Below are 25346 nucleotides of genomic sequence, written 5' to 3' on the forward strand. Positions count from 1 at the left end.
GGTGGCGGTGGTGGTGGCGGCGGTGGTCTCGTTACGGAGGGTCATGCGGGTCCTTTCGGGGGGTGGGTGCGAGCGTGCGGAACCAGGCCCTGGGTTGGGGTGGTGTCGTGTCGCGGGGGGTGGGGGCACCGGGTGCGGTGCGGGGTGGTGGGCCCTGCGGTGCGTGGTGGTCGGTGCAACGGGTTCGAAGTTACGGGGGTGGGGTGGGGGTTTCAAGGATTCGTAGGTTTGGGCTGGTGGGTGGGTGGTTACCGGGGGTATGGATCTAGGGATTGGGCTGTTTTGAAGGTGTTTGCCCCGTTTTTCAAGATCGTTTGGGGGGTGGGAGTGGTCCGGGCCACAGGTTTGGGGGTGTGAGGCCGGGCACATCGTCGACGGTGGGTGACGGGGTGTCGGCGGGGGGTGCGGATCGTGGGGGGTGGGGGTCCGGGGTCGGGTGGCGCGCACCACAGCCCTCACCCGACGTGCCCCGTCCGCTCACCCGGCGTGTCCGCCATAGCCTCTGGGCATGAGCAACGAGAGCGATGCAGAGGCCGTCGGCGGCGCCGAGGAGCCGGGGGCGGCGGTCGCGCCCGCCGGGTTCGAGCTGGGGACCGACGGGCCCAAGGTGATCCTGGCGGGGCTGGACGGCTCGGAGTCCTCGTGGCGGGCGACCGCCTACGCGGCCGGTCTCGCCCGGCGGCAGAACGCGACCCTCGCGGTGGCGTACGTCCAGCCCGTCCTCGGGGCGGCCACCGCGCTCGCGGGCGCGGCCGTCGGGGAGACCACGCAGGAGATCGCCGACGAGCTGCTGGCGGCGCTGCGTGAGGCGGAGCGGCGGCTGAGCGACGTCTGGCGGCTGGACTGGCGCTTCCTGACCCTCCGGGGCGACCCGTTCGCGGGCCTCGCGCGGATGGCGGACGAGCTGCGGGCGGACGCCGTGGTGGTCGGCGGCTCCGAGCAGGCCGGGCACCGGGTGATCGGCTCGGTCGCGGTCCGGCTGGTGAAGGCGGGCCGCTGGCCGGTGACCGTGGTGCCGTAAGGGGGGAGGGGCGGGGGCCGGCGGAGTTGGACGTGCGGAAGGGCTGCGATCCGGGTGGGACCGGACCGCAGCCCTTCCGGCCGTCGGGAGGTCGCTCAGCCGAGGATGCTGACGCCGTTGCCGCAGATGTTGATCGGGATGCTGATCGGGATCTGGATCTGGTTGCCGGAGAGGACCCCCGGCGAACCGGTGACGACGCCGCTGGCGTAGGCACCGCCGGTGTTGACGCAGGTGGTGCCGGAGGACAACTCGGCCGCGGCGGCGCTGTGCCCGACCCCGTCGCAGTCCCCCGCGAAGGCGGGGCCGGTGGATATGACGGCCAGCGCGGCGGTGAGACCGGCGGCGAGCAGGTACTTCCTGGTGTTGGTCATGCCGGTAGGAATAGCCAGCCGACACGCTGAACCGGACACGATCCGACCGGAGTGCCACCCGATCGGCGCTGCGATCCGACTCGGATGCAGGAACCGGGCCGGCCGGCCGTCACCCGAAGGGCGGGCATCGGGCGCGAGCACCGCCGGGCCGCCGGTCCCGGTCCGGGGCCGGGCGCTGTCCCGGCTCGCGGTCGGGGCCGCGATGGGGCGCCGGTCCCGTGCGTCCGGGACGTCCGCCGTCCGATGCTCGATGCGCGGGGCCGGTACGACGGCCCCGGGGCGTACCGCCCGACGACCCGCTACGGCTCACGCCACGCAAGGGAGACCGCATGTTCGCGCACTGGGGTACCTTCACCAAGAACGACACCCTCGGAGACTGTCTCGGCGTGGCCCAGAGCGCGCTGCAGCGCCAGGGCTTCCAGGTCTGGGACCTCGCCGGCGACGGCGACTACCAGGTGATCGGCGGCAACTCCGCCGTGATCGCCCACATCGTCTGCGTCCCGCAGTCCGGGAACATCTGGATCACGGTCAGCGCCTACTCCACCGACTCGGCGCTCGCCGAGCGGACCCGGAACGACGTCCGCGCCTACATCGTCAACTCGGTCCGGATCGACTGAGACCGGCCGGTTCCGGCCGGGCCCCGGCGCGAGCCGGTCCGCGGGGCGGTGCCACCCGCCCGCCCTCGGGCCGGTTCGTACCCGGCGATAGGGTTCGGGACCATGACGGACACCCCGGTCGCACACCCCCGGAAGCCCGCCCGCCCGACGGCCGGGCCGAGACCCCGCCCGGCGGCGGCAGCGACGGCTGCGGCACCGGCGACGGCGACGCTCGTGGCCGGCCCGCCCGACGGCCCGGCCGGCAGTGACCTGCACCTCGAACTGCCCGCCACCGGCGGCCGCCGCGCCGCGCTGATGGCCGCCCTGCGCGAGGCGATCCGCAGCGGCCGGCTCGCCCCCGGCACCCGGCTGCCGCCGTACCGCTCGCTCGCCGCCGACCTCGGCATCGCCCGCAACACCGCCGCCGACGCCTACGCCGAGCTGGCCGCCGAGGGCTGGCTGACCGCCCGTCAGGGCTCCGGCACCACCGTCGCCGACCGGGCCGAGCCGGTCGCCGCGACCCGGGCCCGCCGGACGTCCCCGTCGCGCCGGCCCGCCCACGACCTGATCCAGGGCCGCCCCGACGCCTCCGCCTTCCCCCGCGCCGACTGGCTCGCCGCCGGCCGCCGGGCGCTCACCTCCGCGCCCAACGAGGCCTTCGGCCCGGGTGACCCGCAGGGCCGCCGCGAGCTGCGGGTCGCCCTCGCCGACTACCTGGCCCGGGCCCGGGGCGTGCGCACCGACCCCGAGCGGATCGTGGTCTGCTCCGGCTTCGCCCACGCGCTGCGGCTGCTGTTCGACGGCGCGGGCGCGGTGCTCGGCGGCCCCGCCGCCGGTCCGCTGGCCGTCGAGGCCTACGGGCTGGGCTTCCACCGGGCGCTGCTGGCCAGGGCGGGGGTGACGACGCTGCCGCTGCCGCTGGACGAGGACGGCGCGCGGATCGACGCGCTCGCGGAGCACCCGACGGTGCGCACGGCGCTGCTCACCCCGGCCCACCAGTTCCCGACCGGCGGCCCGCTGCACGCCGCCCGGCGCGCGGCGGTGATCGACTGGGCGCGCGGGAGCGGCGCGCTGGTACTGGAGGACGACTACGACGGCGAGTTCCGCTACGACCGGCGCCCGGTCGGCGCGGTGCAGGGGCTCGACCCGGAACGGGTGATCTACCTCGGCAGTGTCAGCAAGAGCCTGTCGCCCGCGCTGCGGCTCGGCTGGATGGTGCTGCCCGAGCAGCTGGTGGACCGGGTGCTGGCCGTCAAGGGCGAGCGGGAGGCCTGGGCGAGCGCGCTCGACCAGCTGACGCTCGCGGAGTTCATCGAGTCGGGCGGCTACGACCGGCACGTGCGGCGGATGCGTCGGCGCTACCGGGACCGCCGGGACCACCTGCTGGCCGAACTGGCCGTGCGGGCGCCGCACATCGAGGTGTCCGGGATCGCGGCAGGCCTGCACGCGGTGCTCCGGCTCGCGCCCGGCACCGAGCGGTCCGTGCTCAAGGCGGCGGCCTACCGGGGACTGGCCCTGGACGGGCTGGCGGACTACCGGCACCCGCTGATCGGGCCGGACGCGATGCCCGTGGCGGACGGTCTGGTGGTCGGCTACGCCACGCCGGCCGACCACGCCTACCAGGCGGCCGTCGCCGCGCTCTGCGACGTCCTGCCCGCCCCGCTCTGACCGCCGGCCCGCACGCTCCGGCCCCGGGTGGGTGGTGCGGGCCGGAGGGTAAGGGGAAGGGCCGTGGCGGGAGGTGTCGTGGCGTAGTCAATGGCCCGCCGCGTCCGCTCCGCTGTCATATGCCGGTACGGGCCCGGGCGGAGGCCGGTGCCACGACCGGCGGTGCCGCCTAGGCTCACTGGTCATGCGCAGAACACATGTGAGCCGTCTCGGAATCGCTGCGATCCTGGCCCTCGTCGTCGGTCTGCTCCTCTCGGCCGCTCCCGCCCAGGCGGACACGCCGCTGCTCACGGTCGGCTCCGACCGGGCGACGGCGACCCCGGGCTCCGCGGTCACCCTGACGTTGACGCTGACCAACCCGCACGACACCCCCGTGCGGTTCGTCTACCAGTCCGTCCAGCCGACCTACCAGACCAGCCAGGTCCCCGGTCTGGCGTACGCCTTCTCGTCCTGCGGCGGGGCGGTCAGCGCGTGCGACACCGGCGGCACCAGCGGCCTGGTCCACCACACCGTGCCCGTCGCGGCGGGGGCCTCCACCACCGTGACGCTGACCTACGACATCGCGGCCGGCTCGGCCTGCGGCGCCGGCACGCGGATCGACTTCTACACGTACCTCTACTACGAGTACCAGTCAGGCGCGGCCTCCGACTCCGGCATCTTCGACGTCCCCGGCAACGAGGTCGTCTGCTCCTGACCCCGGCCGGTCCGGCCCGCTCGCGCGGGCGCCCGTCCCACAGTCCCCCGTCCCACAGTCCCCCGTCAGGTGCCGGCCGCCCCCGTACCGGCACCTGACGGGCCTTTCGCGTGCGCTGTCGGACCCTCGTGACAGGCTTGCGCGCATGGCCGAACCGCTGACCGATGCGACCGACCGCGCCGCCGCGAGCGCGCCCGCGGGCCTCCCCGCGCGCATGACCGCAGCCGCGAGCACGACCGCCGGGGCGGCCGGCTCCCCGGGCCGGTCCGCCGCCCGCCCGGGGGAGCCGGGCCCGCGCGGGTTGCCCGTCCCGCCCGGTGTCGCCGAGGCGATCCGGGCCCGGGCCGACGAGCGGACGGCTCCGCTGGTGCACGGCCTGATGCGGCCCTCGCTGGCGCTCGCCGCCGGGGGCGACGGTCCGTCGGCCGGGGTGCTCGGCGGGCTGCCCGCCCTGCCGGCCGGCACCGGGTGGCCGGAGTTCGCCGGGCGCCCGATGCGGCTGCTGGCCCAGCTCGACTGCGCCGGCCTGGCGGAGGCCTTCCGCACCACCGGCCGGGGCGGTGACTGGCCGCTGCCGACCGCCGGGCTGCTCCTCTTCTTCCACGACGAGTGGCTCTCCGACTTCACCGGCCGTGGCTGCCGGGTCCTGCACGTGCCCGCGGGCGCACCGCCCGGACCGGCCCCGGCCGACGGCCCGGGCACCCCCGCCGTCCCGGCCGTCGAGGTCCGGGCCGAGTGGCGGCTCTCCGCGCCCTCCTACCAGGACCGCGAGCTGGAGAACGTCTTCCCCGACGACTTCATGATCGCCCTCGACCTCGCCGCCGACTTCCGCGACCACCTCGCCGCCCCCGGCGTGCGGGTGCTCGGCTGGTGCGACACCGACACCGGCCGCCCGGCGGGGCACCGGCCGCTGCTGCAGATCGGGAGCCGCGCCCTCGCGGTGGACTGGGGCGAGTGCGTCAACGTGTCGTTCTGGATCACCGACGAGGACTTGGCGGCGGGCCGCTTCGACCGCGTCCGGCACGGCTTCGAGGTCGCCTGAGCGGGCCGGCGAACGCCGCCCGGAGCGGGCCCGCCACCGCTGCCCGGGCGGGGCCGCCCGGCCGCCACTAGGCTGCTGGAAGAGGTGGGGGCACCCGCCCGCGACCGCCGGTCCGCCCGGCCGAGCGGCCGGACCCCGATCGCCGAACCGGTGGGACGGACGTGGCAGCAGAGGGATCGGCGACATTCGACGCGGCGGCGCCCGACGGCCCGGAGCCCCCGGTCGGCGAGCTGCTGCGCTCGGTCCGGGCCCACCCCTCACTGCTGCCCGAGACCCTCGCCGTCTTCGCCGTCCGCCACCGCGGCCCCCGGGCCGCCCGCCGGGTCGCCGCGCTGCGGGCGGCCCACCCGGAGGCGACGCCGCAGGAGCTGGCCGGACTGGCGGTGACGCACGCCCGGCGGGTGAGTCAGAGCGAGGGCGCCTTCGTCGGCGGGCCGTTCATGGTGCTCATCCCCTTCGCGTTCTGCACCGCGCTGCTGGCCCAGGCCCAGCTGTTCCTCGAACTCGCCGCCCTGGCCGGGAGGGACCCGGCCGCCCGGCCCCGGGCCGCCGAGATCCTGGTGCTCCAGGGCGCCTACCCCGATGTCGCGGCCGCCGGGCGCGCCCTGGACACCGCGCCCCGGCCCTCGGCCGGGCGGCGGCGCGGGCTCTGGTCGCTGCTCCGGCGGATGGCCCGGCTGCTCGGGCTGACCAGTGAGGGGGCCGATCCGCCGCCCTCCCGCTGGCGGACGGCCGGCGGCTGGCTGCTGGTCCTGCTGGTCTTCCTGATCGGGCTGGTCGCGCCGCTGGTCTGGCTGCCCTACATGGGCTTCTCCTACGCCCGGGCGACCGACCGGGTCGGCAGCCGGGCCGTCGACTTCTACTTCGGCGGTGACGTCGCCGGGGCCGCGCTGCGGCGGCGCCGTCGTCGCGCCGACCCGGCGACCGTCGCGGCCACCATCAGGGCGGGGATCTCGCTGGTCCTGCCGGTGGGGGCGGTGATCATGCTGCTGCTCGCCGACATCCGGGTCGCGGGCAGCCGGTGGCCGCTGATGTCGATCATCCTGCTCGTGCTGTCCGTCCTGGTCGGCGAGGTCTGGTACCGCCGCCACCGGCGGGCCGCGGCGCAGGACGGGTGACGGTCCGCCGTTCGGGCGTCCGACGGGCCGTCACCCGGCGCTTGGCCGGATGTTCGACGAGCGAACACCTGTGCCATCCGCTCGTGCGCCGCCCGGCGGCCCCCGGGCCCGCACGTCGCTCCGTTCGGGTGGAGGGGATCGTTCCGGTGGGCGGGCGATTCGCATGCACAGCAAGTCCGGGGTCAATGGGAGGAACGCACGGGATTCCAACCGCCAGGCGCATCAGATTCACCCTATCGGGGGGTGCTTTGGGGCCGTACGGCTTTGGCCGGGCGCGGGTGATCTAGGGTTCCCGGTGGGTCGCCCCGAGTGGGCGGACACCATCGCGCTCTCTCGCCAACACCCCTTCCCGTACGCGTATCTGATGATCCGTCCCCGGACTCCGGGGCGGGTCGGCGTGACCTTGACCAGATGAAGGAGACCCTGCCGATGCCGGTGGACACGAACCCGGAGACGCAGCAGGTACCGCAGCAGTCGAGCCTGACGACGGCCGCTGCCCGCAACCTCGCCACCACCACCAAGTCCGCACCGCAGATGCAGGAGATCACCTCCCGCTGGCTGCTCAAGGTGCTCCCCTGGGTCCAGGCCGCCGGTGGCGCCTACCGGGTGAACCGCCGGCTTACCTACACCGTCGGCGACGGCCGGGTGGAGTTCATCAAGACCGGCTCGGAGGTCCGGGTCATCCCCCGTGAGCTCGGGGAGCTCGCCCTGCTGCGCGGCTTCGACGACGACGGGGTGCTGACGGCCCTCGCCGACCGCTGCGAGCAGCGCGACTTCGGCCCCGGCGAGGTGCTGGCCGAGCGGGGCACCGAGGCGGACCGCATCTACCTGATCGCCCACGGCAAGATCAACCAGATCGGCACCGGCAAGTACGGCGACGAGACGGTGGTCGGCGTGCTCGGCGACGGCGACCGCTTCGGCGAGCACGCCGTGCTCGACCCGGACGCCGTCTGGGAGTTCACCGCCACCACGGTGACGGCCGGCACCGTGCTCTCGCTGCCGAGGCGCGAGTTCCAGGCCATCCGGGACGGCTCGCCCGCGCTCCAGCGGCACCTGGAGGAGTTCCTGGCCCTGCCGCTCCAGCGCCAGAACGAGCGCGGTGAGGCCGAGATCGCCATGTCGGCGGGCCACCACGGCGAGTACGAGCTGCCCGGCGCCTTCGTGGACTACGAGCTGAAGCCGCGCGAGTACGAGCTGAGCGTCGCCCAGACGGTGCTGAAGGTGCACAGCCGGGTCGCCGACCTCTACAACCAGCCGATGAACCAGACCGAGCACCAGCTCCGGCTGACCATCGAGGCGCTGCGCGAGCGCCAGGAGTACGAGCTGGTCAACAACCCGGAGTTCGGCCTGCTCAACAACGCCGACTTCTCGCAGCGGATCCAGACCCACTCGGGCCCGCCCACCCCGGACGACCTCGACGAGCTGCTGAGCCGCCGCCGCGACCCCGACTACCTGCTCGCCCACCCGCGCGCGATCGCGGCGATCGGCCGCGAGCTGAACTCCCGCGGGCTCTACCCCCACCATGTCGACCTCGGCGGGCAGCAGGTGCCGGCCTGGCGCGGGGTACCGATCCTGCCGTGCAGCAAGATCCCGATCACCAAGGAGAACACCAGCTCGATCCTGGTGATCCGGACGGGCGAGGACAACCAGGGCGTCATCGGCCTGCACCAGACCGGCATCCCGGACGAGTACCAGCCGAGCCTCTCGGTGCGCTTCATGGGCATCAGCGAGAAGGCGATCATCTCGTACCTGGTCAGCGCCTACTACTCGGCCGCGATCCTGGTGCCGGACGCGGTCGGCGTCCTGGAGAACGTCGAGATCGCGCACGGTCGCCACTGAACAACGGCCCGATCGGGCGCGGGCGGGCCGTAACCGGCCCACCGCAAGATCGTTTCACCTGACGTCGGACGGCCCGCCCCTCAAAGGCGGGCCGTCCGATGTCGCCCCTCCCGGCGCCGACCGGGCTCCAGGACGGGGCCGACTCCCGACGAGGACAACTCCCCACGAACGCGGACCTCCTGACGATGCAAGAGATACATGGAGCCCCTGGCGCAGCCCCGGCGGGCACGGCGGATACCGGTGGACGGGCCGTCGTGACCGCAGACCTGATCGTCGTGAGCAAGGGCGCTTCCGGGCGCCGGGCCCGGCTGGCCGGCGCGGCAGCCGGGGTGGCCGCCCTCTGCGCGCTGCTGAGCGGCGCGACCGGTGCCGCCCGGACCCCCGAGCACCACGGCGGGGGCGACCCGCACGGGCCGGTCGTCGAGACCTGCGTCTCCACCGGCACGGACGTCTCGGTGTCGGTCGGCCGAGGTGGCGTGGGCGTCGATGTCGATGTCGACGTGGAGGTGGGCGTCTCGGTCGACCTCTCCGGAGTGCTGCACCACCCCGGTCCGCACCCGAAGCCCAGTCACCCGCCCTGGCACCACCACCACCACCCGTGCCCGAGCCCCACCCCGACGCCCAAGCCGAGTCCGACGCCGACACCCACCCCGACGCCGACGCCGACGCCGACGCCGATCCACCCGCCGACGCCGGAGCCGAAGCCCACCCCGACGCCGACCCCCGCGCCGGTGCCGCCGCCCGCCCCGACGCCGAGGCCCACCCCGCCGCCCGCGTCGACCAGGCCCGTGCCGAAGCCCACGCCGAAGCCGACCGCGGCACCGGTCGTGCCACCGGCCCCCGCGCCCGAGCCGCCCTCGCCGACCGCCACGCCGAGCCCGGCGGCCGTCGAAGCGAAGCCGCGGCCCGTGGTCAAGCCCGTCCGGGTGCCGCTGGCGGCCCCGCCGGTGCCCGCTCCGGAGCGCCACCACGGCAGCTCGCCGACCCGGACGATGCTGCTCGTCACCGTGCCCGCCGTGCTCGCCGCGGCGGCCCTGCGCCCGCGCGGCCGGTCCGGCCGGTCCGGCCGGGGCGGCTCCGGCCGCTCCTGAGGCGCCCGGCCCCCGAGGCGGCCCGGCCCGGCCGGCCGCCTTCGACCGACCGGTCGTCGGGTGAACGGGTGACGGCCGGGCCCGATACAGAGAACCCGAGCTGAAGAAGGGAGTTCCCATGTCCGAGTGGTTGGCGCTGGCCATCGCCATGTCGGCGGCCTGCGCCGTCGTGGTGGCGGTGGTGCTGCTGAGGCACCGCAGGGTCAGTGAGGAGGAGGACACCGACGAGACGCCCGACGTCATCGAGTACATGACGATGATGATCGGCGTGGTCTACGCGATCGTGCTCGGCCTGGCCATCGCCGGCGTCTGGGAGGCGCGCGGCGCCGCCCAGGACGACGTGGCGCGCGAGGCGCAGTCGCTGCACGAGGTGAGCGAGCGCGCCCAGATCTACCCGGTCGAGTTCCGCGACAAGGTCCGCGCCGATGTGGACGCCTACGTCTCCTACGTGGTCGACACCGAGTGGACGTACATGCGCGAGCACGGCGAGATCTCCGAGCGCGGCACCGAGTTACTCGACAAGCTCCGCACGGACGTCGCCACCCGCACGCCGGCCAGCGATCTCGAGGCCCAGGCCTACCAGCCGATCATGGACCGGATCAGCACCGTCGACGACGCCCGCAACGCCCGCGGCCAGAACGCCGGGCCGACCATGCCGGGCGTGGTCTGGTTCGGCCTGATCGTCGGAGCCGTGGTGACCGTCGGCATGGTGTTCGCGCTGCAGATCCGGCGCTCGCCGCGGGAGTTGCTGCTGGCGGGGGCGTTCAGCGCGCTGATCGCCTTCCTGCTCTTCCTGATCTGGGACTTCGACGATCCGTTCGGCCGGAGCGTCTCGGTGACCACGCAGACGTTCACCGACCTGTTCCCGACCCTGGGCGGTGGCGACTGAGCGTCACGCGGACCGGCGTTCCTTCGATAATCTGATCCGGCCGTCGGGGGTCGGTCCCGTCGGGCGCATCGAGAGGATCGTCAGTCGTGACCTACCCGCCGCCCCAGCAGGGCGCGCCCTACCCGCCCCGACGCCCCCGGGTCGCCTGGTGGTGGCTGCCCGAGAAGGAGCGCCGCCGGCGCCGCAAGCAGCGCGAGGAGTGGCGGGCGTACCAGCGGCGGAAGGGCAAGAAGAACGACAACGACTGCTCGGACGCCTGCGACTGCTGTGACCTCGGGGACCCGTGCCTGATCGCGCTCGTCCCGGTGATGATGGCCGCGGGCCTGCGGTTCGCCCTCGGTGGCGGCCGCGGACGGCGCGGCGCGGCCGCCGATCCGTCGGCGCCCGCCCCGGCCGGCTTCGCGGCGGGCGTGCTGTACGGGGCGGTGCGGTACTACCGGAGCGAGATCAGTCCCCGGCGACCGGCCTGCTGCCCGTACACGCCGTCCTGTTCCACCTATGCCGTCCAGGCGCTGCACCGGCACGGCGCCGTGCGCGGGGCGCGGCTGACCGCCGGCCGGCTGCTCCGCTGCCGCCCGGGCACGGCGCGCCGCGGCGGGGCGGACCCGGTGCCGGGGCGGTAGGGCCCGTCGCGAGGAGCGGTGGCGCAGGGGCCGCGCGGATCACGGTGATCCGCGCGGCCCCTGCCCGGTGGTGCGTCAGCGCAGGCTGCTGTCGATCGCGTTCAGCAGGGTGCCGGAGGCGTCGTCGTTCTCCAGGGAGAAGGCGAACATCCCGGCCAGGCCCTTGCTCTTGGCGTACGCCCCGCGGGCCTGGATGGCCTGCGGGGTGTCACCCGTCCAGAAGTTGGTCCCGTCGTAGACCCAGGAGGTCTCCGTCACCGGGTCCCAGTGGGTGTTGGCCGCACTCGCGTTGAGCTCCTTCCAGGCGGCCAGGCCGGCCTCGGCGCTCAGCGGCTTGGCCGGGGTCGGACCGGTCGCGCTCTGGTACAGGCCGTAGTTCGAGCCGGCCGGCACGCCCGTCCAGCCGCGCCAGTAGAACGGGATGCCCAGCACCAGCTTGTTGGTCGGGAAGCCGCCCGCGATGCCGTACTCCGGCAGGCCGGTGGTGTACGCGGCGAGGGTGGTGTCCACGTTGTACTTGCGGGTGCCGGGAGTGATCGGCGTGGTCGGGTCGGCCGGGCTGTCGTGCAGCGGGTCCTGGTGGTTGGTCGGGCCCTTGGCGTCCCAGGCGCCGTGCATGTCGTAGGTCATGACGTCGGCGTAGTCCAGGTAGGCGCCGATCTTGTCGGTCTCCAGCTGCGCGATCTTGTCCTGGCCGCTGGGCAGTGCGGCGGTCAGCAGGAACCGCTTGCCCTGGGCGTTGCCGAGGGCGTCCAGCTGGGTGCGGAACTCCTTCAGCAGCAGGGTGAAGTTCTGCTTGTCGGCGGCGGAGTAGTGGTTGCCGGTGTGGCCGCCGGCCGAGCCCGGGTACTCCCAGTCGAGGTCCACGCCGTCGAAGAGTCCGGCCGCCGAGGCCTGGCCGCCCGAGGCGTCACCGGCCACGCCGGTCGGCAGGTTGCCCTTGAGGAACATGTCCACGCAGGAGGAGACGAAGGCCTTGCGGGAGGCGTCCGTCGCGGCCGCGTCCGAGAAGTACTTGGAGTACGTCCAGCCGCCGATCGAGATGGTGAAGCGCAGGTTCGGGTACTTGGCCTTCAGCTGGCGCAGCTGGTTGAAGTTGCCCTTGAGCGGCTGCTCCCATGTGTCGCTGCTGCCGTCCACGCTGGCCGCGCCGTTGTAGTCGGCCTGGTAGTCGGCGTAGGCGTCCCCGGCGCCGTCCCCGGCGTTGGGGTTGGACTCGTTGGCCGAGTCGGAGGCCTTCACGGCCTGGAAGCAAGTGTGCGTGGTCGGGTGGATGTTGGCGAAGGCGTAGGTGATCACGTCCAGCTTGCCCGCCGCGCCGCTGGTGTCCACGTTCTTCGCGTGGTACGCGTTCTCGTAGACGCCCCACTGGTCGAAGTAGGCCGAGCGGAACGGGCTCGCGGCCGGGGCGGGCGCGGTGGTGGTGCCCACCGGCGCGGACTGCGCGGAGGCGTGGCTGCCCGAGTAGCCCTGGACGGTGAACCGGTAGTTGGTGCTCGGCAGCAGCGAGCTGACGGCCACCGAGGTGCCCATCGAGGTCGCGACCAGCTGGCTGCCGGAGTAGACCTTGTAGGCCACCGGGCCGTCGCCGCCGGTCAGCGTGGACGGCTGCCAGCTGAGCACCACGGCGTTGCCGGTGACCTTGCCGACGGTGAGCCCGCCGGGCACGGTGACCTTGCCGTCCCCGGCCGGGCCGGTGCCCGTCGCCGTGGCGGTGGCCGTCGCGGTGGGGCTGGTGGTCGCCGTCGGGCTGTTCGAGGCCGTCGGGCTGGTGCTCGCGGTGGGGCTGTTCGAGGCGGTGGGGCTGGTGCTCGCCGTCGGGCTGCTGGTCGCGGTCGGGCTGCTGGTCGCCGTGGGGCTGCTGGTCGCGGTCGGGCTGCTGCTGGTCGGCCCGGCCGGGCCGGTCAGGCTGAGGTCGTCCGCCCGGTAGGTGCCGGTGCCGTACCAGCCGTGCGTGAACACCGTCACCGAGGTGGTGGCGGCGCCGGTGGTGAAGGTGCTGCTCAGCTGCGTCCAGCCCGTCGCGTTGGGCGTCCAGGCGGAGGAGTTGACCCCGGTGCCGGTCGCGCCCAGGTAGACGTAGCTGCCCTGGACCCAGCCCGACAGGGTGTACTGGGTGTTGGGCAGCACGGTCACGGTCTGCTGGCACTGCGCGGTGTCGGAGGCCGATGCGGCCCCGCTGAGCGCGTAGCTCCCGCCGTGCACCGGCGTGGTGACGACGGATCCGTTGACGCAGGTCCAGCCGGCCAGCGAGCCGGTCTCCAGACCGGCGTTGGCGAGCAGGTTGACGGGCGCCGCGGAGGCCGTGTTCAGGGAGAGCGCGAGGGCGGCGGTGCCGGTGGTGAGCGTGGCCGCCAGGGCCAGCGCGGTGGCTCGCCGGCGTGGTGCGGCGGCCCGGCGCTCGGCGGGGCGCGCGGGCGTGACTCGGTCGTGCATGCGGTGTCCTCCGGATGAGTGGGGGTTCCGGCGGTGCGGTGGCCCGGGTGGGCCGAAGGGAGCCGAGCCGAGCGCTGTGGGGGCGCGCGGGCGGGGTGACACATGCTTCGGTACGACGCGTCGAGACCGTCGGGCCGGGCCCGTACGCATCGACGACATCACAGATTGGACTGGACCAATATTCGCCGTCAAGGGTGTCCGCCCGCTGGACGGTCGGCGGCCCCCGCGCCGGTACGGTGGCGTACGGAGCAGCCCCGCCGAACGGAGGACGAGCCATGGACAGCCAGGACTGGAACGACCGCTACGCCGCGAGCGAGCTGGTCTGGGGCGCCGAGCCCAACCGCTGGGTGGTCGGCGAGCTGACGGGCCGCACTCCCGGCCGCGCCCTGGACGTCGCGGCCGGCGAGGGGCGCAACAGCATCTGGCTCGCCCGGCAGGGCTGGCGGGTGACCGGCCTCGACTTCTCCGCCGTCGCCCTGGAGCGCGCCGAGCGGCTCACCGCGGACCTGCCCGACGAGGTCGCCGACCGGCTCACCTGGCGCCACGACGACGCCCGCGGCTTCCCGCTCCCGGCCGAGGGCTACGACCTGGTGCTGGTCGCCTACCTCCAGCTCCCCGCCGCCGACCGCCGCACCGCGCTGCGCCGGGCCGCCGCCGCGCTCGCCCCCGGCGCCACCCTGCTGGTGGTCGGCCACGACAGCAGCAACCTCACCGAAGGGGTCGGCGGCCCGCAGGACCCGCGCGTCCTCTTCACTCCGGACGACGTGCTCGCCGACCTCTCCGACGCCGGGCTGCGGACCGTCCGCGCCGAGCGGGTGCTCCGCCCGGTGGCCGCGGAGGCCGGACACCGCGACGGGGCTACCGGCGGGCGCGCTGCCGCGGTCGACGCCCTGGTGCGGCTGGAGCGGCCGTTGGAGCGGCCGTAGCGGGGGGTCCGTCGGCGTCGCCGGGCGCCGCGTGCGGGACCTGCGCCGGAGCCCGCGTGCGGAATCGCGGCCGGGAGGCCGGTGGGTCGTGGCTAATCCCTCCGTGTCCGGATGATGTGGTGTTGATCGTAGGAGCGGGGTACGGGGATTCCCAGGACCGACCCTGCGCACCCGGGAATCTCTACAGTGCTGTAGATTCAGGACGCAGGGCGGAGCAACGAGGAGGACGCGATGAGCGTTTCGCTGGCCAAGGGGCAGAAGCTGAGCCTGGAGAAGCCGGGCGGGGGGCAGCTGGGCGTGGTGCGGATGGGCCTCGGCTGGCGGGCCGCCCAGCGGAAGGGGTTCTTCGCCAAGCTGTTGGCCTCGCAGGAGATCGACCTGGACGCCTCGGCGGTGCTGTTCGCCGCCGGCAAGCCGGTGGACGTGGTCTTCTTCCAGCACCTCACCAGCAACGACGGTTCGGTGCGGCACAGCGGGGACAACCTGACCGGCGGCGCCGGTGACGCCACCGACGACGAGTCGATCACGGTGGACCTCACCAGGGTGCCGAGCGAGGTCGACCAGATCCTGTTCACCGTCAACTCCTTCACCGGGCAGACCTTCCAGGAGGTCGAGAACGCCTTCTGCCGGCTGGTCGACGAGCAGACCGGCGCCGAGCTGGCCCGGTACACGCTCACCGGCGGCGGCCCGTACACCGCCCAGATCATGGCCAAGGTGCAGCGCACGGCCGGTGGTTGGCAGATGGCCGCGATCGGCCAGCCGGCCAGCGGGCGGACCTTCCAGGACCTGATGCCGGAGCTGGCCAAGCACCTCTGACGGTGCGCCGCGGGCCCGCCCGCGCCGCGCCGCCCGCGACCGGCCCTCCGGCCGGTCCGTCGACCGGCGGCGCGGGGGCCGTCCGATCTCCCCCCGGACGGGCCCCGCGCCCGCTGTCCCCGTCCCGCGCGGTCGCGCGGACGGCCCTCCGGTCCGCCGCCGTTGCCCGGTCGGGTGCACTTCCCCGATATCCCTGCGGCCCACTCACCGCGTCCGCTAACACTGGCCGCATGGACGATGACGCTGCGCAGCTGCCGGGGCACCTCACCATCCGGGTCGCGCACACCGACGACCCGGTCGCGGCCGTGGCCGGTCTGGAGGCGTGGGCCTCCCGGGAGCGGTATCCGAGCCTGATGATGATGGCGCCCGCCTTCGGCAGTCTGGAGCGCACCCCCGAGGGGACCTGGCGGATCCTCGGCTACCGCGCGACCACCCCGCAGATGGCTCGCGACGACCTCGGCCACCAGTTCCGCTGCTGGGCGCGGGCCGAGCGCGGCGCCCGGTTCGCCGCCACCTGGGACATCACCGACGAGGAGCGGGCCGCCTACACGGCGGCGTACCGGCGGATGGAGTGGGAGGCGCTCGACGAGATCACCGTCGCCGGGCGGGAGTACCGGATCTTCCGGGCCGAACAGGTGCTGCGCTCGGGCCCCGAGGGCATCGAACCGCCGCGCCCCACCGACCCGGACCCGGCCGCCGTCGGCCAGGCCTACCGGCTGCCGTCCCGGGTCGACGGCTTCGTCGTCGACCCCGGTGCCGACGTCACTCTGGTCGACGGGATCCTGCGGCTGGACATGATGACGCTGGTGCCGGCCGGCCGGGGCATCCCCGAGAACGTCCGCGCCGACGCCCGGCACGCCTCCAGCCGCTACCCCAAGGTGTTCGTGCTCCCGGTGCACTGCGCCGTCGCCGAGTACGAGGACGGCCACTGGGGCCCGATGACCGGGGCCTACGAGACCCCGCAGGCCGCCCGCGACAGCCTCGCCGCCTACCTGCGCGACTTCGCCCCGCGGCTGCTGCCGGACCTCGGCGAGGACGAGCGCGCCCGGTACGCCGCCGCCGCCGACCGGCTGGACGCCGAGCGCGGACACGAACTCCGGGCCGCCGACCGGCGGTTCCGGCTGGTGCGGGTCGAGCCGGTGCTCCGTCTCGGCCCCGACGGGCCCGAACGGCCGCGGCCCTCCGACTGGGACCCGGACCTCCCGGTCAAGGCCCAGGAGGAGCAGGACCGGGCGTTCGGGCGCTACCCGGACGACGAGGACGACGAGGCCTGAACGGCCGCCGGCCCGGTGCGCCCGCTGATCGGGGCGCCCGGGCCGGGGTCGCGCGTGCTCCATGCGTGTTCCGTGCGTGCTCGGTTCGTACTCGGCGCGTGGTCAGTGCGCCGAGGGCGAGGGGGAGGCCGACGGGGAGGCGGCGGCCGAGGACGAGCCACTCGGGGTGGCGGTGGCCGACGGGGTGCCGGTCGGGGTGCCGGTCGGCGTCGGGCAGCCGGGCGCCGGGGGCGTCGCGGTGGCGGTGGCCGACGGGGTGACCGTCGGGCTCGCGCCGTCGGTGGGCGTCGCCGTCGCCGTCGCCGTGGGGGTGGCGCAGGTGGTGGGCGTGGCGGTGGGGGTGGCCGTCGGCGTCCCGGTGGGGGTGGCCTTCGGGGTGGTGCTGGGCGTGGCGGTCGGCGAGGTGCTCGGCGTACCGGTCGGCGTGGCACTGGGCGTGGCACTCGGCGTGGCACTCGGGCTCGGGCCGGCCGAGGGCGAGGCCGACGCGGTGGGCGTGGGCGCTCCCGTCGGCGTCCCGCTCGGGCCACCGGTCGGCGTGCCGGTCGACGGCGCCGGGGATGCCGAGGGCGAGGGCGTCGTGGGGCCGGTCGCCGGTGCGGGCACGGTCGGCGACGGTGACGGCGCGGTCAGCGCGCCGGCCGGGGCGGGCCGGTCCGGTGTCGTGGTCGCCGTCCCGCTGCCGAAGTGCGCCATCCAGTTCTTGACGGTCCGCAGGTACTCGCCCGAGTTGTTGTAGCCGAGGATCGCCCGGTCCAGCTGGGCCGGATCGCCGAGGTCGCGGCCGCCCGCGCAGAGGTAGCGGCCGGCCGACTCGGCGGCGTCGAAGACGTTGTCGGGGTCCGCCCGGCCGTCGCCGTTGGCGTCGACCCCCCAGTAGGCCCAGGTGGAGGGGATGAACTGCATCGGTCCGACGGCCCGGTCCCAGAGCCGGTCGCCGTCGTAGCGGCCACCGTCGGTGTCGGAGATCGCGGCGAAGCCGTTGCCGTTGAGCGCCGGGCCGAGGATCGGCCGGTACGTCGTCCCCGCGGCGTCCACCCCGCCCCGGTTGGCCTGGCCGGACTCGACCTCGCCGATCGCGGCCAGCAACTGCCACGGCAGGTGACAGCCGGGCGAGCGGACGGCCAGCGCGGCCTCGGCCTTGCGGTAGGCGGCGAAGACCGTCGCCGGCAGGGCGGGCCCGGTCCGGAACGGTCCGGCGGACGGGTCGCCCGGCAGGGTCGTGGGCGGCTGCGGCAGCGGGACGGCGCCCCCGCCGTCGACCGGCACGGTCGGCCCGCCGGCGGGCGACGGCGGTTCGGAGCCGGGCGGCGTGGTGCCGGGAGCGGTGGCGACCACGGAGGTGGTCGGGTCGATCACGGGCGGCACCGGCTCGGCGGCCGCGACACCGGAGAGGCCGAGTCCCGTCACCTGAGAGCCGGTCAGGGCCGCGAGCGCGGTGAACGCGGCGGCCGTCCCGGTCACCCGCTTGCCCAGCCGTATCCGGCGCCCCGTCTGTCGTCCGCTGTCGACCCGTGCCTTCATGCCGTGCCCTCCCCGTCACCGTCCGGACCCCGGGGGAACGGACGGGCTGTCACCATCGTGCCTGCCAGTGCATGACAGTTCGTGTTACCGGAATGATTAGTATCACGATGATCTGACCGGACCCGGGTGAGCAGCGGCTGTCCCGGGCCCCACCGTCCGGTGAACGGGCAGGTGGCGAGGGTGCGCCCGGCGGTACCCGGCGGGCCGGGGAGCGGCGCCGGGGCTCAGAACTCGACGAGCTGACCGTCCTCGGCGACGGCCGCGCCCGCCGCCGCCAGGGCCGGTGCGAGGGCGGCGGCGCCGGGGGAGCCCGGGTGGGCCAGCGGGTTGGTGTTGTTGAGGTGGGTGTAGAGGTAGCGCGGGCCGGGGTGGCGGCCCAGGTGGACCAGCGAGTCCCGGACCGCCAGGTGGCCCATGCCGCGGGAGGAGCGCGAGCCGCCGGTGCGCTCGGCGAGTTCGTCGTCGGTGGCGAAGGTGCCGTCGAGGATCACCACGGCCGCACCGGCCACCGCCCGGTCGAGCGCCGGCGTCCAGGCGGCCAGTCCGGGCGCGTACACCGCGCTCGACCGGCTCCCGGCGGCGGTGAAGCGGTAGCCGGTCACCCAGTCCGCCCGGCCGTCCCAGGCCTCGCCGGGCAGGTCGGCGGCGTACCGCGGCCGCTTTCCGCCCAGCGCCAGCGGCTCGGCGCGCAGCCCGCCGGCCAGGTCGAAGGCGGTGCCCGGCGCGACGGACTGCCAGCGGGCCTTGGTGTAGGGCGCGAGCAGCGGGCCGACCGGGAAGGCGCCGTGCAGCGCGGCACGGACCGGTTCGGTGGCGTGCACGCTCAGCCCGGCGGCCTCCCGCAGGGTCAACAGGCCGAGCGTGTGGTCGAGCTCGCCGCTGGTGAGCAGGACGCCGCGCAGCGGGGTGTCCCGGGTGCCGGCGGCCGGCTCCAGCTCCGGGGCGGCCAGCAGCTGGCTCCGCAGGTCGGGCGAGGCGTTGACCAGGTACCAGGCGACGCCGTCCGCGCTGACCGCCAGGCAGTCCTGGCTGCGGGCGGCGCCCGTGCGGCGGGCGGTGGAGCATCCCTCGCAGCCGCAGTTCCACTGGGGCAGTCCGCCGCCGGCGGCCGTGCCCAGGATCCGGATCTTCAGCGCGTCCTCCGGGGCACGGGGGCCGGGGTGGTCACCGGGACCGGCCCGGTGACCAGGTGGTGGTCGGGGGAGAGGCGGCATGCCGGGTCGGTGGCGCCGGCGTCCCCGGTGAACTGGAAGGCCTGGCAGCGGCAGCCGCCGTGGTCGACCTCGCGCAGCGCGCAGCCGCGACAGGGCTCCGGCATCCAGCCGGTGCCCCGGTACCGGTTGAACAGGGGCGAGTCGTGCCAGATCGCGGCGAGCCCGTCGGTCGCCGCGTTCGGCAGCGCCGGACCGGGCAGCTGCGCGGCGGCCAGGCAGGGCAGCACGTCACCGGTGGGTGCGACCACCAGCTGCCGGCGGCCCCAGCCGTCCATGCAGGGCTTCACGGCGCCGCCGTGGTGGTCGGCCGCGACGTGCACGATCTCGATCCGCCCGCCGTGGCGCTCCCGGGCGGCGGCCACGTCCAGCTCGGCCTGTCGGACTTGGGCCTCGCTCGGCGCCAGGTGCGCCCGGTTCTGCCAGGCCCAGCCGTAGAACTGGGTGTGCGCCAGCTCGACCCGGTCGGCGCCGAGCGCCACGGCCAGGTCGGCGAGGGCGCCGAGCCGGGCCAGATTGCCCCGGTGCAGCACGGCGTTGACGGTCAGCGGCAGCCCGGCACCGGTCAGCAGCGCCGCCGCGGCGAGCTTGCGCTCGTGCGCGGCGAGGCCGGCCACGGCGTCCGCTCGGCGCAGGTCGGCGTCCTGGAGGGAGAGCTGGACGTGGTCCAGGCCCGCCCCGGCGAGCGCGGTGGCACGCGGCTCGTCCAGCGGGAGCCCGCTGGTGACCAGGTTGGTGTAGAGGCCCAGGTCGTGCGCGTGGGCGACGATCCGGGCGAGGTCGCGGCGGAGCAGCGGCTCGCCGCCGGTGAGGTGGACCTGGAGGACGCCGAGCCCGCGGGCCTGGTCGAGCACGCGCAGCCACTGGTCGGTGTCCAGTTCATCCCGGTAGCGGGCGAGTTCGACCGGGTTGGCGCAGTAGGTGCACTGGAGCGGGCAGCGGTAGGTGAGTTCGGCGATCAGGCCGAACGGCGCCGGCGCCCGGACGGCCGCGCCCGGCAGGCCGGTGGCCGGGTACGGCAGTGCGGGTGCGCCGGAGCCGTCCAGGGTGAGCAGTCGGCGCTCGGCGAGGTCGGCGAGCAGCTCGCGGACCTGCCCGTCGTCCACCCCGTCGTACTCGGCGGCGAGCCCGGCGGTGATCAGCGCGGTGTCGCGCCGGCCGTCGCAGTGGCGCAGTACGGCGGCCGCGGTGTCGTTGAGCAGCAGGACGCCCTCGGGGTAGAGCAGGGCGGCCCGGTCGCGGACCGGATCGTGCACCAGCCGCACCCCGCGCCGCAGCCCGGGCACCTGGGCGGCGGGGGCGGCCTGGGCGGTCGTCACCGGTCGGCCCCGTAGTCGACGGCGTCCAGCATGGCCCGCAGCACCTCGCACTTGAAGGCCAGGGCGTCGAGGGCGGCCTGCTGCTGGTGGGCGGTGACGCAGTGGTCCAGCACGAGCTCCAGGGTGCGGGCGCTGTCCTTGCGGGCGGTGGGGATGCGGTGCTCGAAGTAGGCGTACCCCGCCGGGTCGATCCAGTCGTAGTGGGTGCGCCAGGCGGTCACCCGCTGGGCCATGTGGTCGGGCGAGAACATCTCGGTGAGGGCCGCCGCGACGCCCTCCGTCCACGCTCTGGTCTGGCAGAAGTGCAGGTAGCCGTCGACGGCGAAACGGACCCCGCGGGTGACGTGCCGTTCGTCGGTGACCTCCGCGCGGTCCAGGCCGACCGCCTCGGCGAGGACCAGCCAGTCGGCGAGGCCGCCCTCGGCGGGTGCGGTGGCGTCCGGTGCGCCCCCGGCCGGTGCGCCGCGCTCGGGGCCGGGTAGGGGCGCGGCCGGTCCGTCCTGGTAGGCGAGCCGCTCGGCCCAGGTCCGGCGGACCTCCGGGAGCGGGCAGTTGGCGATGATCGCGGCGTTCTTGCGGGTCAGGCAGAGCTGGTAGTACCAGCGGTTGGCGACCCAGCGCCGCAACTCCGGTGGCGTGCAGCCACCGGAGTGCAGGCGCAGATGGAACGGGTGGCTGTCCCAGTAGCGCTCCCGCAGGTCGTAAAGCCTGGCCGCGAACCGCTCGCGGGTCAGCGGCTGAGCCACTGGGCGGCCCGTCCGGCGTAGGCGGTGACCTCGGCGCCGGTGCGGTGGCACTCGACCGCCGGTGCGGACCAGGCGGGCTTCGGTGCGGCGTCGGCCGGGCGCTCGGGCGGTGCGGCGGCGGGGGTGGGCAGCGGAGCGGCGGTGCGGTTCATCGGGATTCCTCCTCGGGAGAGGGCGGGTGGGAGGAGCGCACGCGCGCGGTGGGCCGCGCGGCCCCGTGGGTCAGGACGCTACGAGCCGCCGGGCCCGGCCGCCGGTCCAACCCGCGCGATGTGCGGACAATCGCGCTCGAACGGGTGACGGGCCGGGGCCGGGGGTTTGACCGGCCACCGGGCGGTCGGGCCAGAGCGCGGTCGGGAGGCGGCGCGGTCGGGAGGCGGCGCGGTCGGGCCGGAGCGGCATCCGTGGGCGGCGCCCCGGGTGGGAACCGTGTCAGGCGGCGGCGCGGCCGAAGGCGACCAGGTGGCCGTCCTTGGTGCCCACGAACACCCGCCCGCCGTCCGTGGCGGGCACGGCGAACCTGCTCACCGTGCCGAGCGCGAAGCTGCGGCGCAGCTTGAGCGCGCCGTTGACCGGCAGCGGGTCGTACACCCGCAGCTCGCCGTTCTGGCCGCCCGGACCGCTGCCGGAGTAGACGGTCCAGACGAGAGCCGAACCGGAGGCCGTCCCGTCGGAGGTGACCACGGGGGAGCCGGACGCGTAGCCGAAGCCCTCGGCGCTGGTGCCCGCGCTGGTCAGCTGGGGGCTCCCGGCGCTGTTCACCGAGTACTTGAGCGCGCGCAGCGAGCCGTAGTTCTCGACCAGGTAGACATAGCCGCCGTCCCCGCCCCAAACCCCCGGGTGGCCCCAGACGCCCTTGAAGGGGCCGGTCGTGCCGACCGCGGCGTCGGTGCCGTTCGGGCCCTGGCCCATGCCGCCCAGCCGGTCACGGTCCAGCAGGAAGATCCGGCCGTCCTTGCCGACCTGCACCAGCAGGTGCGGGTGGGCGGTCGTGCCGAAGCCGGACGGCAGGGCGGCCGGCCCGCCGGAGCCGAGGTCCACGTCGCCGTGGTCCATGTCCCGGTTGTCGGTCGGGCTGAAGAAGTCCTTCGGGGTGAGGCTGCCGTCGGCGTTCACGCCCAGCCGCACGACGGACTCGGCGAAGTGGCCCTGCGGCTTGTCGCCGGGGCCCTTCGGCGGGGAGGAGCCCGTGCCCGCGCCGTTGCCGGTGGCGAGGAGGATCCTCCCGGCGCCGTCCGAGACCAGGCCGCCGCCGCTCATCCAGACGCCCGCGTTCTGCGAGGCCGAGCCGGACTGGGTGGACCAGAGCGTCAGCTTGCGGGTCCCGGTGTGGACTCCCGCGACGTGGCCGACGTACGTCCCGACGCCGCAGTCCGAGGCGAAGCCGAAGTAGACCGCCCCGTCCAGCAGCAGGAGTCCGGCGCGCTGCGCCGAGGTGCCCGGGTTGAACGGGACCCCGGGGCTGTTCACCGGCGAGCCCTGGACGGTGACCGGCCAGTCGCCGCGCTCGGCGCCCGAGGCGACGTCCAGCGCGTGCACCGAGAAGTGGGCGCCCCCCTCGGTGGACTTCGCCACCAGGTACACCGTGCCGGTCGACTTGTCGTACACGGGCGTCGAGGTGATGCCGGTGCCGGGAGAGAGGCAGGCGGTGGACGACGGGACCGGTGTGCCGAGCGCGCGCTGCCACAGGATCCGGCCGTCGGTCGCGCCGATGCCGTAGACGTGGTTCGTCTCGGTGGCGACCACCACGGTCGAACCGGCGACCAGGGGCTGGGCGAGGACGGCGCCGTCGACGGCGGTGGACCAGCGCCGGCCGAAGTCCGAGCCGGAGACCTGCGCCGGGCCCAGGCCCGGCTCGGCCGCGTCCCAGCCGGTGCGCAGGCTGTTCACCGAGACGGTGGGGTTGTCGGCGTGCGCGGGTATCGGGGTAACCAGCGAACCGGCCAGGGCCGGGGCGAGCAGCGCCAGGCCGCCCAGCAGGGCGGTGGCGGCGTGTGACACCGGCGTTCGGCCCCCCGGAGGGGTGTCGCGCGGGCGGCCCGGGGGCGGGGACGGGTGGAGTCGGCTCATGCGGTCCGCCTTGGCTTTCGGGGGAGTACCGGGTACGGCACGGTGGCGTCATTCTGTGAACGCCCGTGCCGTACCCGCATCCGCCCGCAGGCCCCCGCCCGGCGCCGTTCACGCCCCGGAGGGAACCGGCTGCGCCGCCCGGCGTCCCCTCGGCGGCCGGTTCGGGGCCGCCGGGCGGCATCTGCCAGTTCGGGGGCCGCCGGTTCGCCGTGGGCTCAGCCGCCGAGCGACTTGGCCAGCACCATCGCCAGCCCGCTCTCGGCGAGCGCCTCCGCCGGGGCGTTGACGCCGTCGCCCGGGCCGCGGTCCTTCACCACCTCGACGGCGTAGACGCGTCCGCCGGCCACGAAGAGGGCCCTCGGGTGGGTGCCGTCCTTACGTTGGGTCAGTACCGCCTCCTGGCCGACCCCCGGCAGGGTGGTGACCTGCAGTTGGCCGTCCGCCTTGGCCGAGGCCAGGGCGGTCGGGGTGGTCTCGCGGATCGAGGCGTAGGAGTCGGGCGAGCCCCAGGTGCAGCCCCAGACCGGGCTGCCGTCGCTCGCCGGGTCGGGGTGGGTGCCGCGGAACGGGCCCGAGGTGCCCACCGCCGCGACGACCTGGGGGGACTGCAGCAGCGTGCAGGCGTCCGCCGGACGCCCGGCGGGCGCGGCGGTGGGTGCTCCGGTGCTCGCGGGGGCGGGCGCGGAGGCGCTGGATCCGGGTGTCGTCGCCGCCGTGGGCGCGGCCGCGCCGGGCGTCGTCGCGGCCGCGGCGGGTGTGGTGGGCGGGGGCGCGGCCGTCGCCCCGCCGGAGGACGAGCAGCCGGCCACGGCGACGCCCGCGAGGGCCAACGCGGGCAGCCAGAGCTGCCGACGCCCGTACCGGACCGCTGATTTGAGCTGCATGGGACCCCCTCGTCCGGCGCCCGCCGGTGCGGCGGACTGTGGTGCTCCAGGGATCCTAGTGGCCGGACCGGTCCGGTATTTCCCGTTCCGGAAACGGGAGTTGCACAGCTGCGTCACGAGCCCGACCCGGCGCGTCCGGCGGTCGGACCGGCGGTCCGGGGTGCGGGGGTGGTACGCGCACGTGCGGCCGGGCTCCCGGCGGCGCCCGGGACGGGAGGGTCTGACCAGGACCGATGCGACGCAAGTCCTTTACCAGTACCGGGCGGTCGGTGTCGAGCTCTCCTTCCTCAGCTCCCCGGACGGGTGATGTTCTGGTGAAAGTGGTCATGCCAGGAATGGCGGCCCGGCATCCTTGGGCCGGTGACCAGGCGGATCCCGCAATCGGCGGATCCCGAGACCAGGCGGATGGAGGCCCAGACGGTGAGCACGAACCTGCCGGAGACCGTGGCGGAGGGGCCGGTCCTCCCGGCGCCGCCCCGGGTCGTGGACGACCTGGCCCGTGACCTGACCCATGCCGCCGCCGCCGTCCGGGCGGTCTCGCGGGCGGGGCGCAGCGGCGGTGACGTCGCCGTCGCGGCGTACACCGCCGTGGTGTGCACCGGCCGTTCGGCGGCCCGGGCACTGGAGGAGGCGGCCGCGTGGTGCCGCCAGGCACCCGAGGCGGAGGTGCACTCGCTGGCCTGGGCACGGGTGCCCGGGCACCGCGACGACGTCTACGAGTGCCGCGTCACGCTGGCCGTGAGCTTCCCCGACCACGAGACCGGCGAGCACAGCGGCGACACCCACCACGCCCCGCGCTGAGCCGGATTATGATCGCTTCCATGGATGACGGGGGCACGAACGAGATACGGGCGACCACGGACGGGGAGACCGAACTCTCCACCGGGGCGGCGGTGGCGGTGACCGTCCTGGCGGCGCTGGGGGCGGTGGCGGTCCTGCTGGCCGTCCTCCACTGGCTGGGCTGGACCGCCCCCGGGATCGGCTGGCTGCTTGCCAAGGGCGCCGTCAAACTCTGCGCCGGCGGCGCGGTCGGCCTGATCGGTGCCCTCGCCTGGCTCCGCCAACGGCACGCCTCACGCGGGTAGTTCCGCCGTCGTCCGCACGCAGACGCCCGGCACGAGGGCCGGCGACCCGCTGCTCGCCGGCCCTCGTCCCGTCACGCCGGGGGCGGGACGGGGACCGGGGCCA

General features: G+C 75.2%; 24 protein-coding genes. 15 read left to right on the forward strand and 9 right to left on the reverse strand.

What is annotated here, in order from left to right:
* Positions 1–508: 508 nt before the first annotated feature.
* Entirely contained in the window at positions 509–1021 is a 513-nt protein-coding gene (locus ACZ34W_RS35850; RefSeq protein ID WP_329491209.1) for a universal stress protein, read from the forward strand.
* Positions 1022–1116: 95 nt separating this feature from the next.
* Here ACZ34W_RS35850 and ACZ34W_RS35855 read toward each other — a convergent pair whose 3' ends face one another.
* Positions 1117–1392, reverse strand: coding sequence for a chaplin family protein (locus tag ACZ34W_RS35855; protein WP_329491210.1), 276 nt, complete (start codon positions 1390–1392; stop codon positions 1117–1119).
* A 329-nt stretch (positions 1393–1721) separates the two neighbouring features.
* On the opposite strand from ACZ34W_RS35855, the gene ACZ34W_RS35860 reads away from it, so the two are divergent.
* From ACZ34W_RS35860 to yidD, 9 genes are all read left to right on the forward strand, one after another.
* Complete coding sequence (locus ACZ34W_RS35860) at positions 1722–2009, forward strand: hypothetical protein (protein WP_465610284.1); 288 nt, start codon at positions 1722–1724, stop codon at positions 2007–2009.
* Positions 2010–2111: 102 nt separating this feature from the next.
* On the forward strand, positions 2112–3656 hold the full coding sequence (gene pdxR / locus ACZ34W_RS35865; protein ID WP_442906900.1) for a MocR-like pyridoxine biosynthesis transcription factor PdxR: 1545 nt from the start codon (positions 2112–2114) through the stop codon (positions 3654–3656).
* A gap of 184 nt (positions 3657–3840) precedes the next feature.
* Positions 3841–4350, forward strand: a complete 510-nt coding sequence (locus tag ACZ34W_RS35870; RefSeq protein WP_465610286.1) for a hypothetical protein — start codon at positions 3841–3843, stop codon at positions 4348–4350.
* 145 nt (positions 4351–4495) lie between these two features.
* Complete coding sequence (locus tag ACZ34W_RS35875; RefSeq protein WP_465610288.1) at positions 4496–5392, forward strand: DUF1963 domain-containing protein; 897 nt, start codon at positions 4496–4498, stop codon at positions 5390–5392.
* Positions 5393–5553: 161 nt separating this feature from the next.
* Positions 5554–6510, forward strand: coding sequence for a hypothetical protein (locus ACZ34W_RS35880; protein WP_465610290.1), 957 nt, complete (start codon positions 5554–5556; stop codon positions 6508–6510).
* 429 nt (positions 6511–6939) lie between these two features.
* Entirely contained in the window at positions 6940–8349 is a 1410-nt protein-coding gene (locus ACZ34W_RS35885; protein WP_352290942.1) for a family 2B encapsulin nanocompartment shell protein, read from the forward strand.
* Positions 8350–8603: 254 nt separating this feature from the next.
* Positions 8604–9440: a hypothetical protein gene (locus ACZ34W_RS35890; protein WP_465610292.1), complete on the forward strand. Its 837-nt coding sequence runs from the start codon at positions 8604–8606 to the stop codon at positions 9438–9440.
* A 118-nt stretch (positions 9441–9558) separates the two neighbouring features.
* Entirely contained in the window at positions 9559–10329 is a 771-nt protein-coding gene (locus tag ACZ34W_RS35895) for a bestrophin-like domain (protein ID WP_465610294.1), read from the forward strand.
* An 86-nt stretch (positions 10330–10415) separates the two neighbouring features.
* Positions 10416–10952, forward strand: coding sequence for a membrane protein insertion efficiency factor YidD (yidD, locus tag ACZ34W_RS35900; protein ID WP_465610296.1), 537 nt, complete (start codon positions 10416–10418; stop codon positions 10950–10952).
* 75 nt (positions 10953–11027) lie between these two features.
* On the opposite strand, the gene ACZ34W_RS35905 is transcribed toward yidD, so the two are convergent.
* A complete protein-coding gene (locus ACZ34W_RS35905; RefSeq protein WP_465610298.1) occupies positions 11028–13388 on the reverse strand; it encodes a glycosyl hydrolase family 18 protein in 2361 nt (786 codons plus the stop codon).
* A gap of 275 nt (positions 13389–13663) precedes the next feature.
* Between ACZ34W_RS35905 and ACZ34W_RS35910 the strand changes: the two genes are divergently transcribed.
* The 3 genes from ACZ34W_RS35910 (at position 13664) to ACZ34W_RS35920 (ending at position 16404) form a co-directional block, all read left to right on the forward strand.
* Entirely contained in the window at positions 13664–14314 is a 651-nt protein-coding gene (locus tag ACZ34W_RS35910) for a class I SAM-dependent methyltransferase (protein ID WP_329491220.1), read from the forward strand.
* A 231-nt stretch (positions 14315–14545) separates the two neighbouring features.
* A complete protein-coding gene (locus ACZ34W_RS35915; protein ID WP_329491221.1) occupies positions 14546–15130 on the forward strand; it encodes a TerD family protein in 585 nt (194 codons plus the stop codon).
* A 230-nt stretch (positions 15131–15360) separates the two neighbouring features.
* Positions 15361–16404, forward strand: coding sequence for a DUF5954 family protein (locus tag ACZ34W_RS35920; RefSeq protein WP_465610301.1), 1044 nt, complete (start codon positions 15361–15363; stop codon positions 16402–16404).
* 102 nt (positions 16405–16506) lie between these two features.
* On the opposite strand, the gene ACZ34W_RS35925 is transcribed toward ACZ34W_RS35920, so the two are convergent.
* The 7 genes from ACZ34W_RS35925 to ACZ34W_RS35955 all read right to left on the reverse strand — a co-directional run bounded on the left by ACZ34W_RS35925 (position 16507) and on the right by ACZ34W_RS35955 (position 24158).
* Positions 16507–17928: a lytic transglycosylase domain-containing protein gene (locus ACZ34W_RS35925; RefSeq protein WP_465610303.1), complete on the reverse strand. Its 1422-nt coding sequence runs from the start codon at positions 17926–17928 to the stop codon at positions 16507–16509.
* Between the two features lie 224 nt (positions 17929–18152).
* Entirely contained in the window at positions 18153–19142 is a 990-nt protein-coding gene (gene pqqB, locus ACZ34W_RS35930) for a pyrroloquinoline quinone biosynthesis protein PqqB (protein ID WP_465610305.1), read from the reverse strand.
* On the reverse strand, positions 19058–20458 hold the full coding sequence (gene pqqE, locus ACZ34W_RS35935; RefSeq protein ID WP_465610307.1) for a pyrroloquinoline quinone biosynthesis protein PqqE: 1401 nt from the start codon (positions 20456–20458) through the stop codon (positions 19058–19060). Before pqqE ends, pqqB begins: the two co-directional genes overlap by 85 nt.
* Entirely contained in the window at positions 20455–21204 is a 750-nt protein-coding gene (locus tag ACZ34W_RS35940; RefSeq protein WP_359837644.1) for a thiaminase II/PqqC family protein, read from the reverse strand. Before ACZ34W_RS35940 ends, pqqE begins: the two co-directional genes overlap by 4 nt.
* Complete coding sequence (gene pqqA, locus ACZ34W_RS35945; protein ID WP_359809974.1) at positions 21189–21356, reverse strand: pyrroloquinoline quinone precursor peptide PqqA; 168 nt, start codon at positions 21354–21356, stop codon at positions 21189–21191. Before pqqA ends, ACZ34W_RS35940 begins: the two co-directional genes overlap by 16 nt.
* 280 nt (positions 21357–21636) lie before the next feature.
* Positions 21637–23205 carry an outer membrane protein assembly factor BamB family protein gene (locus ACZ34W_RS35950; protein ID WP_465610309.1) on the reverse strand — a complete coding sequence of 523 codons (1569 nt, stop codon included), beginning with the start codon at positions 23203–23205 and terminating at the stop codon, positions 21637–21639.
* A 284-nt stretch (positions 23206–23489) separates the two neighbouring features.
* The gene (locus ACZ34W_RS35955; protein ID WP_329491225.1) at positions 23490–24158 is read right to left on the reverse strand and encodes a hypothetical protein; all 669 of its coding nucleotides are present in this window, start codon (positions 24156–24158) and stop codon (positions 23490–23492) included.
* A gap of 420 nt (positions 24159–24578) precedes the next feature.
* Here ACZ34W_RS35955 and ACZ34W_RS35960 point away from each other — a divergent pair, with 420 nt between their 5' ends.
* Positions 24579–24959, forward strand: a complete 381-nt coding sequence (locus tag ACZ34W_RS35960; protein ID WP_465610311.1) for a hypothetical protein — start codon at positions 24579–24581, stop codon at positions 24957–24959.
* 20 nt (positions 24960–24979) lie between these two features.
* Positions 24980–25243: a hypothetical protein gene (locus ACZ34W_RS35965; RefSeq protein WP_465610313.1), complete on the forward strand. Its 264-nt coding sequence runs from the start codon at positions 24980–24982 to the stop codon at positions 25241–25243.
* Positions 25244–25346: the final 103 nt, after the last annotated feature.

Source organism: Kitasatospora sp. NPDC022856 (assembly GCF_055561235.1).